The 17,316-nt window shown below is 50.7% G+C and carries 13 protein-coding genes and 1 tRNA gene; 2 read left to right on the plus strand and 12 right to left on the minus strand.

Annotation, left to right across the window (positions count from 1 at the left end; translation table 11 throughout):
* Positions 1 to 5 precede the first annotated feature (5 nt).
* From thrS to Q9L42_RS16520, 3 genes are all read right to left on the minus strand, one after another.
* Positions 6 to 1,913 (minus strand): threonine--tRNA ligase, encoded by a 1,908-nt coding sequence (gene thrS, locus Q9L42_RS16510; protein ID WP_305907322.1) that lies wholly within the window; start codon positions 1,911 to 1,913, stop codon positions 6 to 8.
* 56 nt (positions 1,914 to 1,969) lie between these two features.
* Positions 1,970 to 2,046 (minus strand) — tRNA-Val (locus Q9L42_RS16515).
* A 110-nt stretch (positions 2,047 to 2,156) separates the two neighbouring features.
* Positions 2,157 to 4,208 (minus strand): TonB-dependent receptor, encoded by a 2,052-nt coding sequence (locus Q9L42_RS16520; RefSeq protein ID WP_305907321.1) that lies wholly within the window; start codon positions 4,206 to 4,208, stop codon positions 2,157 to 2,159.
* Positions 4,209 to 4,426: 218 nt separating this feature from the next.
* On the opposite strand from Q9L42_RS16520, the gene Q9L42_RS16525 reads away from it, so the two are divergent.
* On the plus strand, positions 4,427 to 5,143 hold the full coding sequence (locus tag Q9L42_RS16525; RefSeq protein WP_349431433.1) for a sulfite exporter TauE/SafE family protein: 717 nt from the start codon (positions 4,427 to 4,429) through the stop codon (positions 5,141 to 5,143).
* A gap of 16 nt (positions 5,144 to 5,159) precedes the next feature.
* A complete protein-coding gene (locus tag Q9L42_RS16530; RefSeq protein WP_305907320.1) occupies positions 5,160 to 6,119 on the plus strand; it encodes a sigma-54 interaction domain-containing protein in 960 nt (319 codons plus the stop codon).
* 267 nt (positions 6,120 to 6,386) lie between these two features.
* Here Q9L42_RS16530 and pdxJ read toward each other — a convergent pair whose 3' ends face one another.
* From pdxJ to smc, 9 genes are all read right to left on the minus strand, one after another.
* Positions 6,387 to 7,130: a pyridoxine 5'-phosphate synthase gene (gene pdxJ, locus Q9L42_RS16535; RefSeq protein WP_305907319.1), complete on the minus strand. Its 744-nt coding sequence runs from the start codon at positions 7,128 to 7,130 to the stop codon at positions 6,387 to 6,389.
* Between the two features lie 71 nt (positions 7,131 to 7,201).
* Positions 7,202 to 7,909 (minus strand): DNA repair protein RecO, encoded by a 708-nt coding sequence (gene recO, locus Q9L42_RS16540; RefSeq protein ID WP_349431434.1) that lies wholly within the window; start codon positions 7,907 to 7,909, stop codon positions 7,202 to 7,204.
* Positions 7,910 to 7,918: 9 nt separating this feature from the next.
* A complete protein-coding gene (era, locus tag Q9L42_RS16545; RefSeq protein WP_305907318.1) occupies positions 7,919 to 8,806 on the minus strand; it encodes a GTPase Era in 888 nt (295 codons plus the stop codon).
* On the minus strand, positions 8,803 to 9,486 hold the full coding sequence (rnc, locus tag Q9L42_RS16550; protein WP_305907317.1) for a ribonuclease III: 684 nt from the start codon (positions 9,484 to 9,486) through the stop codon (positions 8,803 to 8,805). The genes era and rnc overlap by 4 nt, the downstream gene beginning before the upstream one ends.
* Complete coding sequence (locus tag Q9L42_RS16555) at positions 9,483 to 9,860, minus strand: DUF4845 domain-containing protein (RefSeq protein WP_305907316.1); 378 nt, start codon at positions 9,858 to 9,860, stop codon at positions 9,483 to 9,485. Before Q9L42_RS16555 ends, rnc begins: the two co-directional genes overlap by 4 nt.
* Positions 9,861 to 9,903: 43 nt before the next feature.
* Positions 9,904 to 10,683 carry a signal peptidase I gene (gene lepB / locus Q9L42_RS16560; RefSeq protein WP_349431435.1) on the minus strand — a complete coding sequence of 260 codons (780 nt, stop codon included), beginning with the start codon at positions 10,681 to 10,683 and terminating at the stop codon, positions 9,904 to 9,906.
* Between the two features lie 62 nt (positions 10,684 to 10,745).
* Positions 10,746 to 12,545: a translation elongation factor 4 gene (gene lepA / locus Q9L42_RS16565; RefSeq protein WP_305907314.1), complete on the minus strand. Its 1,800-nt coding sequence runs from the start codon at positions 12,543 to 12,545 to the stop codon at positions 10,746 to 10,748.
* 482 nt (positions 12,546 to 13,027) lie between these two features.
* Positions 13,028 to 13,726 carry a cell division protein ZipA C-terminal FtsZ-binding domain-containing protein gene (locus Q9L42_RS16570; RefSeq protein WP_305907313.1) on the minus strand — a complete coding sequence of 233 codons (699 nt, stop codon included), beginning with the start codon at positions 13,724 to 13,726 and terminating at the stop codon, positions 13,028 to 13,030.
* Positions 13,726 to 17,229, minus strand: a complete 3,504-nt coding sequence (gene smc, locus Q9L42_RS16575; RefSeq protein WP_349431436.1) for a chromosome segregation protein SMC — start codon at positions 17,227 to 17,229, stop codon at positions 13,726 to 13,728. The genes Q9L42_RS16570 and smc overlap by 1 nt, the downstream gene beginning before the upstream one ends.
* Between the last annotated feature and the right edge of the window lie 87 nt (positions 17,230 to 17,316).

Raw genomic sequence — 17,316 nt, forward strand, 5'->3', positions numbered from 1 at the left:
AATTATTATTTTCTGTCCGCAACTTCGTTCCTCAAGCGTTCGCCGAGTTGATCGATTGTCAGACTGCCCAGATCTTCGCCTTTCTGCGTGCGTACCGCGACGGTTTTCTCTTCCAGTTCCTTATCACCGATAATCAGAAGATACGGCACGCGCTGCATTGAATGCTCGCGAATTTTAAAGCCTATCTTCTCATTTCTCAAGTCCATTTTCACCCTTAATCCCTGTTTTTCCAGCGTCCGCCTGATCTGCTCGGCATATTCGGCTTGGCGGTCGACTATATTCATGATCACCGCCTGCACCGGCGCCAACCACAACGGGAACGTTCCGGCATGATGCTCGATTAGTATGCCGATGAAGCGCTCCAATGAGCCCAGGATGGCTCTGTGCAACATCACCGGCACTTGCCTGGAACCGTCTTCGGCGACATAACTGGCGTCGAGACGCCCCGGCATGGAAAAATCAACCTGTATTGTACCGCATTGCCAAACCCGGCCTATACAGTCTTTCAGAGAAAATTCGATCTTCGGCCCGTAAAAGGCGCCCTCTCCAGGCTGTAACGCCCAATCCAGAGCTTTGTTATCGAGAGCCAGCTCCAAGGCTTGTTCGGCTTTATCCCAAACCGAATCATCTCCCACCCTGTTTTCCGGACGCGTGGACAATTTAATAATAACATCCTCGAAACCGAAGTCTTTATAAACTTCGAACAATAAGTCGATGAATGTCGAGACCTCATCCTGGATCTGGTCTTCGGTACAGAAAATATGCGCGTCGTCCTGAACGAAGTTCCTCACCCGCATCAAACCATGCAGCGTGCCCGACGGCTCATTGCGATGGCAAGAACCAAATTCCGCCATGCGAATCGGCAAGTCCCGATAGCTTTTGATGCCCTGGTTATAAATCTGAATATGACATGGGCAGTTCATCGGTTTGACCGCATAATCACGATTTTCCGAATGCGTGGTGAAAATCATGTCGCCGAATTTATCCCAGTGACCCGATTTTTCCCATAAAGACCTGTCCACGACCTGTGGCGTCTTGACTTCGCCATAGCCATTGACCCGCAATTTTTCGCGAATATATTGCTCAACCTGTTGATAAATAGTCCAGCCTTTATCATGCCAGAACACCATTCCCGGCGCTTCTTCCTGGGAATGAAACAGATCCAGCGTCTTGCCGAGCTTACGATGATCCCTTTTTTCCGCCTCTTCCAAACGATGCAAATATTCCTTCAATTGCTTCTTATCGGCCCAAGCCGTGCCGTAAATGCGCTGCAGCATTTCGTTGCTGGAATCCCCGCGCCAATAAGCGCCGGCAATCTTCATCAACTTGAAAGCCTTAAGCTTCCCAGTGCTAGACACATGCGGCCCACGACACAGATCGGTAAAATCGCCCTGCCGGTATAGAGACAATTCTTCGTTGCTTGGAATCGACTCGATGATCTCGGCCTTATAGGCTTCGCCCAGGTCTTTGAAGAATTCGACCGCTTCGTCTCTGGACAAAACCGAACGATTGATTTCGATATCCTCAGAAACCAATTGCTGCATTTTCTTTTCGATCGCCTTCAGATCTTCCGGCGTAAACGGTCTTTGGTAAGAAAAGTCGTAATAAAAGCCGTTTTCGACGACCGGACCGATGGTGACCTGCGCCTCCGGAAACAACTGCTTGACCGCCTGAGCCAACAAATGCGCCGTGGAATGGCGAATAACGTCTATGCCCTCTTCGTCTTTGGCGGTGACAATTTTCAGCTCCGCATCCTGCTCTATTAAGGTGTCGGCGTCGACCAGGCGATCATCGATCTTGCCCGCCAGGGTCGCCTTGGCCAAACCCGAACCAATAGATCGCGCAACATCCATTACGGAGACTGCCTGATCAAATTGTCGCTGGGAACCGTCAGGAAGAGTAATTACTGGCATCGTTATTTTCTTTTTCCACAATAAAAAAAAGCACCACTAAGGATGCTTTATATACTTGGTAGGCGCGAGTGGATTCGAACCACCGACCCCCACCATGTCAAGGTGGTGCTCTAACCAACTGAGCTACGCGCCTGTTGCCTACCGTTCGAGCTGCGTATTATGACAACTCTTTTCGCTGATTGCAACAGTTTTTTTTCAATTCCATTGAAAGCGCGACACGGGGCCGCGCTTTCATAGATTAATCTACCATTTATAACTCAAGGTCGCATAGACATTACGCCCTTGGGACGCTACACGGACCGGATCAGTTGCAGTACTGTTTATCCTATCCAGACCGTTTAAGTGATCAAAATGCTTGGTATCCAATACATTCTCGATACCGGCCCCGATCACGATGCCTTTATATGGTTTGTATTGCCCCCGCAGGTTCATCAACATATAGCCTTTGGTTTTCAGCTCGTCGTTGTAACCTGCGACATCGCCTTGATCGGCGACAAACACGCCTTCGATAGAGCCCATCCAGTCTGAATGCTGATAGGTCAACTGCGTACGACCATTCAGCGGCGCGATGCGATACAAATCGTCATCGCCGGTCGGCGAATTGATGCGCATACCTCTAACGTAATTCAAGCCACCATCCAGGCGCCAGTTTTCATCGATTTCATAACCGGCTTCGACATCGACGCCGAATAACTGAGCTTCAATGTTAGCAAATTGAAGAAGATCCGCCCTACCCGTCATAGCTCTTAATTGTTGAGCTCGCGCAGTCGCATCTCCTTGAATATAGTCGTCGACATAATGATAGAAGGCTCGAGGACTCACATAAGCTTTAGCGGTATGCCAATCCACGCCTAATTCAAACTGATAGGCCGTTTCATGCTCCAAATCCAAATCCCCGACATAAGTCTTGCCGTCGGCCAAACCGCCGGTCGCTTCCGAAGGAAGCGCTAAATACAGCTCCTGATAAGTCGGCGCACGATTTTTCCGGGCGAAGCCCACCTCCAAATCCAATCGCGATGACATCGCGTAACGGAAGATCGCGGTCAAATCGACATCATTGAAGTTTCTGGTGCGCTCACTGCTGTTAAATTGATTCACCACACCAGCTGCAGGGCCAGTTATATCACCGGCATTAGTCCAGGTATGAGTGTAACGCGCGCCCAACTCCAGCTCCAGTTTGTCGGCAATTTCACCGGTCCATTCGGCGAAGGCGCTATATCTGTCGCGCTCCACATCGTTGAAGAAATTTGCCTGCCACCCCGCGGTGATGTTATCCATCGTTGCATCATGATTGGATTGGTCGCCGTTCGCGCCTATTGTCAGCTCACCGTCAAACAAACCGAATGAATAGGCTAAATCGATGCCGCCGGCTTCTACCTCGGCCCGTGTCTGCATATCCATCATGACACTCATCGGCCTAATACTCTTACGCAATGTAAAGTTATCCATTAAATGACGCATTTTCTGGTAATAGACATTGGTTTTCAGCCGCGAGCCGTTACCCATATCCCAGCTGTAATTTGCGTCATACAAACCGCCTCTAACATAGATGATATCCATCGGCAGCGACGGCGTTCCGGTATGACCGGTATCGTTGTTGCTGTAATTGATACCGAGTTCGTGACCGTCGCGTTGATAGCCATAACCTGCGGTAAAGGCGTTGCGATCGTATTCGGTCGGCGCCTGTTCCTGATTATTCTTGATCCGGTAGTCGTTACCCATTTCCTGACTGCCACTCAGATACGCCTTATGATTTTTATTGGCGACCGAACCTAATAACACGCCATAATGACCGTCCTCGACGGAACTGAAACCCATCGATGCCACGCCATTGGTCTCGATGCCATCGCCTTCGGCAAAATCCCCTTTACGCGACTCCACCTTCATTGCACCACCGATGGTGTCGATGCCGCTGCTGACCGGCGCAATACCTCGATGTACTTTCAGTGAACCGGTCAAAGCCGCTGGAATATGACTTAACGGAGGATCCATGCTGTTCGGCCCAACTTCTTTCATATTCGAGCCATCAACAGAAATATTGATGCGATTGCCGTACATACCCCGATAGGCGGCAATCCCGGTCAAAGGTCCGTTGCGATTGACATTCGCCCCCGGCACTCGCTCCAATAACGATGCCGTGTCCTTCAACCCTGAAGAATCTGGCGCAGTCGAGAATGTACCAGGCCTCTCGTAAGTCCCTTCGACGACGATGGTCGGCAATTCCTGATGCTCGGCAGACGCCTGCAGCGGAATCGCCAGTGCGGATGCAACCGCCAGGCTGATTTTAGTTTTCAATCTCTACCCCTCTTTAGAATGTTGAAAAATTATTAATCATGCACATATCAGGCCACAAAAATATACTTCTTAACAACAATAACTTGCAAAAAAACAACAGCACAGATTAATTAAACTATGTTAAATAACACACCCGCAATAGGTCATATCACACAGATGCGATTTTGGCCCGGATAATTCGCTACTCTAACTTTAGACTTTGTGTTAATGTTCGCGCCATGGATTACCAACTGGCATTCAACACCTCCTATCTTTTCGCGTTTGCAATGGGATTATTCAGCAGTCTGCACTGCATAGGCATGTGCGGCTCCATCATCGGCACGCTGACGCTGAGCCTAAGCCCAGAAATCCGCAACGACAAAGGCAAGTTGTTTCCCTTTGTACTCAATTACAATATCGGCCGCATTATCAGTTATATGCTGGCTGGCGCCTTAGTCGGCGTTTTTCAGCATTTCATCACCCTCCCCCTTAGCGAAGCCGAGGGACACAGAGTCTTGCAATTGCTTTCGGCCGTGTTCATGACCAGCGCCGGGCTCTATATTGCCGGCTGGTTTCCCCGCTTCGCCTATATCGAAAAGGCCGGTTCTCGTCTGTGGAAGCTGATAGAACCATACGGCAGAAAACTGATTCCTGTAAAAAATAAGCGCCACGCTTTACTATTCGGCATGGTTTGGGGTTGGCTGCCCTGCGGACTGGTTTATACTTCCCTCGCCCTTGCCGCCACTACAGGTGATGTTGCGCGCAGCAGTCTGACGATGATGGCTTTCGGACTTGGAACTTTACCCGCCGTTATGGGTGTCGGTATAATGGCTGAAATTTTAGCGAAGCTATCGCGGATGCAGCGTTTTAAACAGGTGATAGGCGTGATGTTCATTATCGTCGCCATTCTTGCTGCCTTCCCTTGGCTTTACCCCATGCGTTTACAACATTTTTAACGTGGAGAGGTTTTCTGTGGATCATTTCAATTCAATTATTGGTCAATCCCCGGCATTTGAATCATTGCTGCGCAGCGCCAGAGTCGTCGCGACCACCGATGTGACCGTGCTGATCAAAGGTGAAACCGGTACTGGAAAAGAAGTTCTGGCAACCGCCATCCAAAAAGATAGCTCCAGGGCGCATAAACCGTTTATTACCTTAAATTGCGCGGCGTTGCCGGAAGGCTTAGTCGAATCGGAACTGTTCGGCCATAAGAAGGGAGCTTTCACCGGCGCCGTCAGTAACAAACAGGGATTATTTCAAGCAGCCGACGGAGGCACATTGTTTCTGGACGAGATCAATTCCCTGCCGCTATCGATTCAAGCCAAATTGCTGCGTTTTCTCGAGTCGGGCGAATGTTTGGCGGTCGGCGAGACCAAACCCTATAAGGTGAATGTTCGCGTCATCGCGGCGACTAACGCCGATTTAATAACGCAAATTGACGCAGGCGAGTTTCGTCAGGATTTATATTTCCGTTTGAATGTCGTCCCTCTGGAAATACCGGCCTTGAATCAGCGCAGCGAAGATATCGAGGCGCTCGTCAACCACTTCTTCAAGCATTTTTCTCAAGAACATTCGATTCAATCCCCCAAATTCAGCAAGCAGGCGCTGAAAAAATTACGCGCCTATCACTGGCCGGGCAATATTCGCGAATTGCGCAACCTTTGCGAACGCTTGAGCATCCTGTTGGCCGGCAAAACCATCGAACCGGAAAACCTGCCACCGGAATTCAACACAAACATAACATCGACGGCTAGCGACAACGAATTCACGCTGCCTGAAACCGGACTGCAATTGGACGCCTTGGAAGCCAACATGATATACCAGGCCCTGGCCCGCACTAAGGGCAACCGCAGTAAATCGGCCCGACTATTGGGAATATCCAGAGACACCTTGCTCTATCGCATTCAAAAACACGGTCTGGCGACCCAATAAGGCAGCCCAAACCCAAAGGCGGATCAACTGCGCTTGATCCGCCTTACTGGCTTCGGATTTTGAACAAAACTAGTACATAGTCAGTATTATTCTGTCGGCAATTGTGAATGTAGGTGCGGATTTAGCCGTGCAATGCGAATAAATCCTCACCAACCGCTGCATCAGTTTGGCGTTCAAAAAGGGCATTGCCGACGCCTACCGAGTACCCGTCATATATAACATGGCTGAGTCCCAGTGGTTAACCGATAAGCCTTTATTTGCATCGCTTCAACTATGATGCCTTGCCTGTCGCATCAATGCCTTTAACTCCCTGACCGTACGCTCTAGGCCGGAAAAAACGGCTTGGGCGATAATGGAATGCCCAATGTTCAGCTCGACGATACTCGGGATCTTACAGATAGCCTCGACATTATGGAAATGCAAGCCATGGCCGGCATTGACCTGCAGACCGCCTCTATGGGCATAATCCGCCGCTTGCTGTATGCGCCGCAACTCCCGGGCCTGCGTTTCCGTGTCTTCGGCATCGGCATAGCGGCCGGTATGCAGCTCCACGACCGGCGCCCCCGCCTCCAAGGCCGCATCAATTTGCTTTTCTTCGGGATCGATAAACAAGGAAACCTCGACACCGGCGGCGGCCAACTCGGCACAGGCGTCCTTCATCCGCGCCAGCGAAGCAGCGACATCCAACCCGCCTTCCGTGGTCAGCTCCTCACGTTTCTCCGGCACCAGACAACAGGCTTCGGGCTTGACCTCGGCGGCTATCGCGATCATCTCATCGGTGACCGCCATTTCCAGATTAAGACGGCTGTGCAGCATCTGTTTCAGCAAATAGATGTCCCGGTCCTGAATATGACGGCGATCTTCCCGCAGGTGCGCGGTGATGCCGTCCGCGCCGGCCTGCTCGGCGACCAAGGCCGCCTGCACCGGCTCTGGATAGCGGGTGCCGCGGGCCTGACGCAAAGTCGCCACATGATCGATATTGACGCCTAATAATATATGTTGTTTTTCCATGTCATCCAATTCTGTGTTGTTTGATTACGCCTTACTTAAGCTTTGAAAGCCAGGCCCTCACTCCATTCGGCTCAGTGTAGATATTGAATCACCTTAGCCAATACCGCCCTGCTTTTTAATTGCTTACCCTGCAAATGATCATCCAACACCCGTCTCATCAACTGTTTGGCTTCAGCCAGCCCCACGCCATCCAACATCGTTCCAGCCTGTAACGCCTGCAGGGTATCGCCGCGGATATAGCCATTATCACACCCGAGCAACCCCACTCCGGCTTCATAACGATAGCGCCTGTCCTTACACACCGGTTTTCCGCCTTCAGCCTCGCAATCCAACGACAGCGCATAGCCGGCATCTTCGATCAACTTCAGCTCGAAGCTCCGCAATGCTTGCTCGATAGCGGCGCCATCTTGCAGCTGTTGCAGACACTGATGATAAAGCCGATAAACTTCCGGACAGGGATCATGTTTATGCAGGAAATGAAACACGAGCTCATTGACGTAATAGCCGCAAAACAGCGCCAAGCCGGTTAATTGAGGAGGAGCATTTAATTCGCATGCGGTCAGAACTTTAAAATCGGAATGACCCTGATACGACAGTCTCAACGCCGCGAAGGGCAATAGCAAGCCGGCGGTCGTCGATTTCCTTTTTTTGACGCCTTTGGCCAAAATTGACAATACACCATGATCGCGAGTCAATACATCGAGAATCAGACTGCTTTCCCGATACTTTCTGTGCTGTAAGATGAATGCCGGCTGCAGCAAGACCGCACTCTCAGTCATCGCAAGTGCTTACTCTATCTCGCTAAAACCCAGACTCTGCAACGAACGCTCACTGTTGGACCAACCCTTTTTCACTTTGACCCAAAGCTGCAAATAAACCTTCTGATCAATCAGCTTCTGGATGTCGGCGCGAGCATCGGAGCCGATTTTTTTCAGCATTTCGCCCTGCTTACCGATGACGATATTTTTCTGAGTACTGCGTTCCACCCAAATAATCGCATAAATCTTGGTGATATTCGGAAGCTCCTGATAACGCTCTATCTCGACGGTGATCGCATAAGGCAATTCATCGCCGAGTCTGCGGGTCAGCTTTTCCCTGACGATTTCGGCCGCTAAAAATCGTTCCGGTCTGTCGGTAATTTGGTCCTCGGGATAAATCAGACCGCCTTCGGGCAATAACTGCAGTATTCGCTGCTGCAATTCATCGAGGTTCGTCCCCTTTAGGGCTGAAATCGGTATGAGATACTCAAATGGATAGCGTTGTTGCGCTTGATCGAAAAAAGCCAGGATCGCCTCCTTATCCTTGACCTTGTCGACCTTATTGACCGCCAAGATCACCGGCAAACCGGCCCGTTTGAGTTTCTTGAAAATTTGTTCATCATACTCATGCCATGACAAACCATCGATCAACCAAACCACGACATCGACCCCCAGCAATGTGGTATCGGCGGTTCGATTCAGATAACGGTTCAATGCTTTCTTTTCGTCCTGATGCATGCCCGGAGTATCCATATAGACCACCTGACCGGCATCGCTGGTATTGATCCCGAGAATACGGTGCCGAGTCGTTTGCGGCTTCCTGGAGGTAATGCTGATTTTCTGACCCAGAATATGATTCATTAATGTGGATTTCCCCACATTCGGTCTGCCTATCAAAGCGACATAGCCACAATTCATGTATTTTTACTCTTCAACAAATGCAACATTTTTTCAGCGGCGGCTTGCTCCGCCTTCTTTCTAGAGACCCCCTCACCGACACAGTTCTGCTCAATCAACTCTACGCTGCATTTGACCTTGAACGTCTGAGCATGGGCAGCGCCGGTTTGGGTCACCAACTCATAAACCGGCAGCTCCAGTTGTTTGGCTTGCATCAGTTCCTGTAATTGCGTTTTCGGGTCCTTACTCCAGTTATCGGCGCTCAATTCGGACAACTTATCGGCAAACAAATCCAGGATCCATAGCCGGCATGTTTCGATGCCCTGATCCTTCACCAAGGCCCCCATGATCGCCTCCATCGCATCGGACAGGATCGAATCGCGCCGATAGCCGCCGCTCTTCAGTTCGCCCGCCCCCAGTATCAGATATTCGCCTACGTTATGCATCCTGGCCAATTCGGCCAACGAACTCTGATTGACCAGGCTGGCCCGTAACCGGCTCAAGATCCCCTCGCCCGCATCAGGGAACATTTCATAGAGTTGTCGAGCGATGACAAAACCGAGCACTGAATCGCCTAGATATTCCAGTCTTTCATTGTTTTTTGCTCCCATGCTGCGATGCGTCAAGGCCAGGGTAAAAAGCTGGGGATTATTAAAGGTTAATCCCAGCTTTTTAGCAAGCTCTTCAGGTTTCCTGATCACTCGTTTCCCACCTCAATTTTTTCATAAAAATCCACCAGCACACTGAGGTTGCCCATAATCGGCTCGATCCGCTCATACTCTATCTCAACCTTCAGATAATTGCCGTGTTTAGAGATCTTGATATCATCTTTATCAACATGTTCGACGTAATTCAAATTGAAGCGTTTATCCAGAATCGTTTCAATTTCGTATTTGCTTTTGGTTTCCACATCGGTGGTCTGCTCCAGCGCGGCCAATGCATTGGTCACCTTGCTGTGATTCAGATAAATCGGCCCGATTTTTAAAACCAACAAGGTGAAAAACCCGATTAGGGCGAGAACAAGCACCAGCGAGATCAGTGTTAATCCTCGCTGCTTCTGGGCTAACTGTTTCATTTTGACTCCTGCGTAATCATAATCATATCGAATAAAGCATAGACTATTTCAGCACAGTGCCAATGCGATCAAAGCCAACGCCTTGATGCTGCCAGTCCCAGCTCATCCAGATCAGAAAAGCCTCGCCGACCAGATTCTGTTCAGGAACCGTCCCCCAGTAGCGACTGTCATTACTGTTATCGCGATTATCTCCCATGACGAAATAATGCCCCTTCGGAACGACAAAAACCCCCTCCACATTAGACGGCAGACCACGGGTAATCAAGATGCTGTGTTCAACCCCATCAAGGTTTTCGACCAGATGTTCGGCGCCGGTCATGTTAGCGCCTTGGCCGACGCCTTGATAACGTCCTAACGAGACTTGTTTAGCCGGCTTGCCGTTGACATAAATTTTTTTATCGTAATAGGCGATGCGGTCTCCCGGCAAACCGATGACGCGCTTGATATAGTCGACCGAGGGATTCTTAGGATAACGGAAAACGACGATATCCCCTCTTTCCGGCTCGCCGATATCGACCACCTTGTTATTCAACACCGGTAATCGCACGCCGTAGCTGAATTTATTAACCAAAATAAAATCACCGATCAACAACGTCGGCATCATCGAACCGGAAGGAATCCGAAAAGGCTCGACTACAAATGAGCGCAGCAACAAGACGACCAAGACGATAGGAAAAAAAGAACGGGCGTATTCGACCAACATCGGTTCTTTTTCATAATCGAAAGGCTGCCGACTCAGCTTCAGATACACCAGGTATAAGCCCCAAATCAAGCCAGTGATAAAGGTTGCGACAACCAGAAAGAAAGAAAAATCGTAATCCATGATAAAGGTATTAATTAAGAAAATTGATAATGATTCGGCGTTTTTCCGCTATTGGCCATGACTCAGTCTTTGTCAACCCTCAATACCGCCAAAAACGCCTCCTGCGGAATTTCAATGTTGCCTACCTGTTTCATCCTCTTCTTACCCGCTTTTTGTTTCTCCAACAGCTTCTTCTTACGGGTAATATCGCCGCCATAACACTTGGCCGTGACATTCTTACGCATCGCTTTCACCGTCGAGCGGGCAATAATCTTCGAGCCGATCGCGGCCTGAATCGCCACCTCGTACATCTGCCTTGGAATCAGGTCTTTCATTTTATCGACTAACTCGCGGCCGCGACTTTGACTCAGGTCTCGATGCACAATCACCGACAAGGCATCGACCTTATCGCCATTGATCAGCACATCCAACTTGACCAGTGGAGACGACTCAAAACGGATAAATTCATAATCGAAGGAAGCATAACCCCGACTGACCGATTTCAGACGATCGAAAAAGTCCAACACCACTTCGCTCATCGGCATTTCATAGCTCAATGACACCTGGCTGCCGCTGTATTGCATGTTTTTTTGCACGCCGCGCTTCTCTATACAAAGATTGATCACGTTACCCAAATAGTCCTGGGGCACCAGGATATTGGCCAGAATAATCGGCTCGCGAATCTCGCTGATCATGCCAATATCGGGTAATTTAGCCGGATTATCCACCATAAGGACCTCGCCGGAATTGACTTCGACCTCGTAGACCACTGTCGGCGCGGTCGTGATCAAATCAATTTTATATTCGCGCTCGAGCCGTTCCTGAACGATTTCCATGTGCAGCATGCCCAGAAAACCGCAGCGAAAACCGAAACCCAGCGCCTGCGAGGTTTCCGGTTCAAAATTCAATGCGGCGTCGTTCAGGCGTAATTTATCCAGGGCTTCCCGCATATTGCCATAGTCATCGGCGCTGACCGGATAAAGCCCGGCGAACACCCGGGGCTGGACCTTTTCGAAACCGGGTAATGCCTCTTGAGCCGGTTTATCGGTCAAGGTGATCGTGTCGCCGACCGGAGCGCCGAAAATATCCTTGATGCCGGCCACGACGAAGCCTACTTCGCCGGTGTTCAACACCTCCATCTCGGTCTGCTTAGGCGTATAAACGCCGACTTTCTCGGCCAGAAAGGACTTGCCGGTCGACATGACGGTGATTTTTTGTTTCCTCCGCAAACTTCCGCTCACGATCCTGACCAATGACACCACGCCCAGATAATTATCGAACCAGGAATCGATAATCAAGGCCTTTAACGGCGCATTTTTATCGCCATTCGGCGGCGGTATTTTGCGCACCAACTGTTCAAGCACATCCTCGACGCCTAAGCCTGTTTTGGCGCTGATATGCAAGGCCTCGTCAGCCGGAATGCCGATAACGTCCTCGATTTCGGCCATGACTCTTTCCGGTTCCGCCGACGGCAGATCGATCTTATTCAGCACCGGCACTACTTCCAGGCCCTGCTCGATCGCGGTATAACAGTTTGCGACACTTTGCGCCTCGACGCCCTGGGCGGCGTCAACGATCAATAACGCTCCCTCACAGGCGGCCAAAGAACGCGACACCTCATAGGAAAAATCCACATGTCCCGGGGTGTCGATAAAATTCAGCTGATAAATTTCTCCATCGCTGGCCTTATAGTTCAAGGTCACGCTTTGCGCCTTGATGGTAATACCGCGTTCTCGTTCCAAATCCATCGAATCCAATACCTGAGACGCCATTTCCCGTTCGGTCAATCCCCCACAGATCTGAATAAAGCGGTCCGCCAGCGTTGATTTGCCATGATCGATATGCGCGATAATGGAGAAATTTCTAATATTTTTTTGATCCACGAAATATTTACTGCTAAAAATTTAGGTTAAAATCATGCCCCGAATTCGAGCCATAGTCGACCGGGACCGGAGCAGTGTCGACGTAGACACAGTAATCCAGCTATTGTATCAGATAGCTATGATATAAAAATATATGGCTATTAACCCCAGCAATTCCCACTTTGGCGTTCAAAAAGGGCATGGGGTGTGTTTGGCGTGGATGTCGGCAGCAAGGATGCTGCCGTCAAGCCCCCAGGGATGGGTTTACCCAGCACCTAAATTCCATGGCTAATGGACTATAATTTACATTCCAGGATAATTTAGCGGTTGGATGAACGGCGTTCCTCGCCCAGGCATAACATTCTCCCTCTTCGCTCCTCACATTGGGCGTTGCCGCCTTCTGTCGGTCAGTGACCCAGCCGGGCGGGGGGTAAACGCGCAGAATGCAGAGAAAGGAAGACTGCCACGACGGTCCCTCGCGTCGTAAGCCCACAGGAGAGACATCAGGCCAGAATCCGCCTGAATTCCTGAATGGTTTCGTCGGACAAGGGTTGGCGCTGATGATCCCATTTCACGCCGTCGAGTTCGGTCGCCAACATATCGATGGTTTGTACAAAATCCTCGAAAACGGCCGAGGGATCATCGACCTCTCTGGGCTGCATGAAGAACACGATGCCGGGACAATAAAATTCCTCTACATTAGTATCCGGAAACGTGCCCGGCTCGACCATGCTGGCGACGGTAAAATCGACCATTCTATTGTCATCGACCCGCTCATAGACTTTTATGCTCGCATATTCCAATCCGACTCTTTCGAACGCCTGGACCAGATCGGCGCCGTTAAAGCCTTCATCGGCCGTAGCGACCAGACTGAACTGAATCAGCTGCGGAATTTCTGCGCCGTGTTGCTGATCTCGCTCCCGTTCGGAGGCCTGCTCCTGCTCGGATTCACTCATCGCGGTAATCGGATCGACGCCATACTCTTGTTCATCCAATGCCGAGCCTAACGGCACCACATCAAAATCGTCATTCTCCGTGTGCATCATCAACGACTCGTCTACATTGTCGAGTGGATTGCCACGATCATAAAAATTGATTCCGCCGCGCCTGCGTTTGTTCTTGAACACGCTCCACAAGATCATACCCACGATAACAAGCGCGCCTACCGCAATAATGACTATTCTCAAAATCTCTTTATCCATCAGCTTTCCGCCATAATGACCGCTTCTTCAATATCAACCGCAACCATCCGGGAAACCCCGGGTTCCTTCATGGTAACACCTGCCAATTGTTTTGCAATTTCCATCGTCACCTTGTTATGGGAAATGTATAAAAACTGTACCGTCTTAGACATATCCTCCACCATTTGTGAAAACCTGACCACATTGGCGTCATCTAGCGGCGCATCGACCTCGTCTAACAGACAGAACGGCGCCGGATTGAGCTCGAAAATCGAAAACACCAGGGCGACCGCAGTCAAGGCCTTTTCTCCGCCGGACAATAAATGAATCGAGCTGTTTCGTTTTCCGGGAGGACGAGCGATGATATTGACGCCGGCCTCCAATAAATCCTGATCGGTCAGCTCCAAATAAGCCTGCCCCCCGCCGAACAGACGCGGAAACTTCTCCTGTAAGCCGCTATTGATCTTGTCGAAGGTCTCCTTGAAGCGATGACGGCTTTCCTTGTCGATTTTACTGATGGCCTGATCCAACGTGTTCAACGCCTCCATCAAATCGTCATGCTGCTCGTTGAGAAAATTCATTCGCTCGGATTGTGCTTGATATTCCTCAATCGCAGTCAGGTTGATGGAGCCGAGACGCTCGATTTGTGCGCCCAAGTCATCGACCTTGCGTTTCCATGCCTGCTCATCGGCCTCGTCAGACAATGACTGCAATATCTTTTCAGGATCGGCGTCTACCTCCTCCAGCTGTTCGGTCAGGGTTTGCTGCCTGACATTGCTGTCTTGCTGCTGAAACCTGACCTTGTCCAACGCTTCTTTTTGCCGCTCCATTTCACGTTGCGTGCGACTATGCCGCTCCGCCAGCTCGGCTATGATGTTTTCGTTTTCCTGCTGGACTTCTCGTTCCTGTTTCAGTTGCCGCTCCAACAACTGTTTCTTGTCGCTGTAACCTTGCAAAGCCATTTTTTCATCGTCCATCGGCGACAAGGTGCTCTGCAGCTTTTGCTCCAGTTCCTCGATACGTTCCGCCGCCTGCCGATTCTGTAATTGCAGTCTTTCGATTTGTCTGGCGGTCAATTGCTCCGACGATCTCAGCGAATCGATTTGCGCCTGTAAGGTATGAACCTGTCTGCGCGCCTCATTGACGGTTCGATCATTATCGTGCTGCTGCGCCTGCAATTCCTCGTTCATCTGCTCCAAGTCCATTTTTTGCGACTCCAGTCGCTCCAACCGTTGCTCCGCTTCCTGCTTCAAGTGTTCGGCCTCGGCAACGGCTTCTGCATTATCGGTCAATTCGGCGACAATTTCATCAATCTCTTGGGAGACCTGTTGCAAACGCCGCTGCTGTTGTTCGTGGCGAGCCGACTGGGCGCTGAATTCGGCGTTTTTGCTCGATAATTCGCCGCCCAGCTGCTTATCCTGCTGCTGGATCGACTCACGCTGGCTTTCGCTGTGCTTTAACGCCTGCTCGGTATCCTCAAGACGTTGCTCGGACTCTTCGATCAGCGCCTGCAACTCCAGTTGCCGCTGCTTCAGTTCACGCAATTCCTTTTCCCGATGCAACACGCCAGTTTTACTGTCGCTGCCGCGCGTCACCTTGATCCAGTTTTTACCCAGCCAGGTGCCGTCAGGCAACACCACCGACTCATAATCATGCAGCTGCGCCAACATGTTGCGCGCGGCGGCGATGTCTTCGGCGCAATGGATGCCGCTCAGCAAGGTCGACAAGTTCCAATCGGAGCGTATTTTCGTCAACAGCAGCGAATCCTCATCGCCGCCGCCAGTGGCTTGTTCGGTCTCGAACAAGATCAGCGATTGTGCGCCCAATGATTGCAAGCCGGGCACGATCCGCTCGACATTCTCGACGCAAACCGCTTCCAGATAGCTGCTTAACACGGTTTCCACCGCGGTTTCCCAATGCGCATCGGCCTCGAGAAATTCCGCCAAACGCCGCTGGCCGCTCAAATGCATCTGTTCCAGCCAGGGGGCCAGATCCTTTTTATCTTTACCCATCGCATGCTGTTGCAACAGCTCCAGCGAGGTGATTTTACCGCTGACGCCGTGCAGTTCCGCGCGCTGGTCGTGCAACTGATCGTGCAACTGCTTGACTTGCTGGCGCTGTTCGCCGATCCGCTGATGTTGCTGCTCCAGTTGCTGGTGCAGACTGTCGCGTTCCGACTCGAGCAGATCGATACTGCTCTCCAGTGCCTCCATATCGGCTTGCAATTGGGTGTTGGTCAATTCGCTTTGTTCTCCTTGCAATTTGTCGACCCGCATCTGCAGCTGCCGGCGCTGGTTTTCCAGTTGACTCAACTTGGCCCGCTGCACCTCGCTTTGTTCGCGATAACGGGCGTTTTCGGCCAAAAACGTCTCCCAGCGCTGTTGCCATTCGAACTTCTGTTGCTGCGATTCCTGTTGAATAACCTCCGTCTCCTCCTCTCGTTCCCGAGCGATGACCAGGGTCTCTTCGGCCTCCAGCAACGCCTGCCTGATTTCCTCCAGCTGCTGCATGTCCTGCTGATATTCGGCGACGGATTGCTCGCTTTGCTGTTTCAGACGATTGATTTCAACCAGCGTTTCTTCATGGCTTTGTTCATTATGGCGTATCGTCTGTTCGAGGCGGCTGACTTCCGAAACGACATGATAATAGTCGCCTTGCGCCTGATCGAGTTTCTGCTGTTGCCGTTTTTGCTCGTTCCTTTTAGCCTCGATATTTTGATCGGTTTCTCTAAGCAATACGAACAGCCGATTATGTTCGGCGGCAATGTCCTGCAATTTGTTTTCCAGTTGCTGGGATGTCTGGTGATAACTGTTCCAGCGCATCGCCAGCAGTTCCTGCTTGAACCGCCGTTCCAGCTTTTTCAGTTCGGTGTATTTTTCCGCCTTTTCCGCCTGTTTTTGCAAATGCTTCAGCTGCTTCTCGACTTCCTCGCGCAAATCATCCAGACGTTCCAGATTTTCCCGAGTATGACGCATCCGCGTTTCGGTTTCATGACGGCGCTCCTTATACTTGGAAATGCCGGCCGCTTCTTCGATATGCACGCGCAAATCATCCGGCTTGGCCTCGACCATCCGTGAAATCGTGCCCTGCTCGATAATCGCATAGCTGCGCGCACCCAGACCGGTGCCCAAAAACAAGTCGGTGATATCCTTGCGCCGGCAACGAGAACCGTTTAACTGGTAAAGCGACTGGCCATCGCGGCTGACCTGACGCTTGATGGAAATGGTGTTGTATTTGGCATACTCGCCACCGGCCTTGCCTTCACTATTATCGAATACCAGTTCGACAAAGGCCGTGCTGACCGGTTTGCGCGTCGAGGAACCATTGAATACCACATCGGCCATGCTGCCGCCGCGCAAGTGTTTGGCCGAACTCTCCCCCATCACCCAGCGCACGGCATCGATAATATTCGACTTGCCGCAGCCGTTCGGCCCGACTACCGCAGTCAAATTGCCGCTAATCGGGATCGTGGTCGGGTCGACAAATGATTTAAAACCTGAAAGTTTGATTTTTTCCAGCTTCATAACTGGTAGAATATTCCACCTGATGTTTTAAAGAACCGTGTATTATTACACGAGTTTTGCTTAATTTTTGTTTTTTTGTAATTATTG

This window comes from Methylomarinum sp. Ch1-1 (assembly GCF_030717995.2).
GTDB classification, from domain to species: Bacteria; Pseudomonadota; Gammaproteobacteria; order Methylococcales; family Methylomonadaceae; genus Methylomarinum; species Methylomarinum roseum.

Bases quoted from the DNA above. Each gene is read 5' to 3' on its own strand.
- pdxJ (WP_305907319.1), bottom strand. From the start codon at position 7,130: ATGGAAAAACAACATATATTATTAGGCGTCAATATCGATCATGTGGCG.
- lepB (WP_349431435.1), bottom strand. From the start codon at position 10,683: ATGGATTACGATTTTTCTTTCTTTCTGGTTGTCGCAACCTTTATCACT.
- era (WP_305907318.1), bottom strand. From the start codon at position 8,806: ATGAATTGTGGCTATGTCGCTTTGATAGGCAGACCGAATGTGGGGAAA.
- thrS (WP_305907322.1), bottom strand. From the start codon at position 1,913: ATGCCAGTAATTACTCTTCCTGACGGTTCCCAGCGACAATTTGATCAG.
- recO (WP_349431434.1), bottom strand. From the start codon at position 7,909: ATGACTGAGAGTGCGGTCTTGCTGCAGCCGGCATTCATCTTACAGCAC.
- Q9L42_RS16525 (WP_349431433.1), top strand. From the start codon at position 4,427: ATGGATTACCAACTGGCATTCAACACCTCCTATCTTTTCGCGTTTGCA.
- Q9L42_RS16570 (WP_305907313.1), bottom strand. From the start codon at position 13,726: ATGGATAAAGAGATTTTGAGAATAGTCATTATTGCGGTAGGCGCGCTT.
- smc (WP_349431436.1), bottom strand. From the start codon at position 17,229: ATGAAGCTGGAAAAAATCAAACTTTCAGGTTTTAAATCATTTGTCGAC.
- Q9L42_RS16555 (WP_305907316.1), bottom strand. From the start codon at position 9,860: ATGAAACAGTTAGCCCAGAAGCAGCGAGGATTAACACTGATCTCGCTG.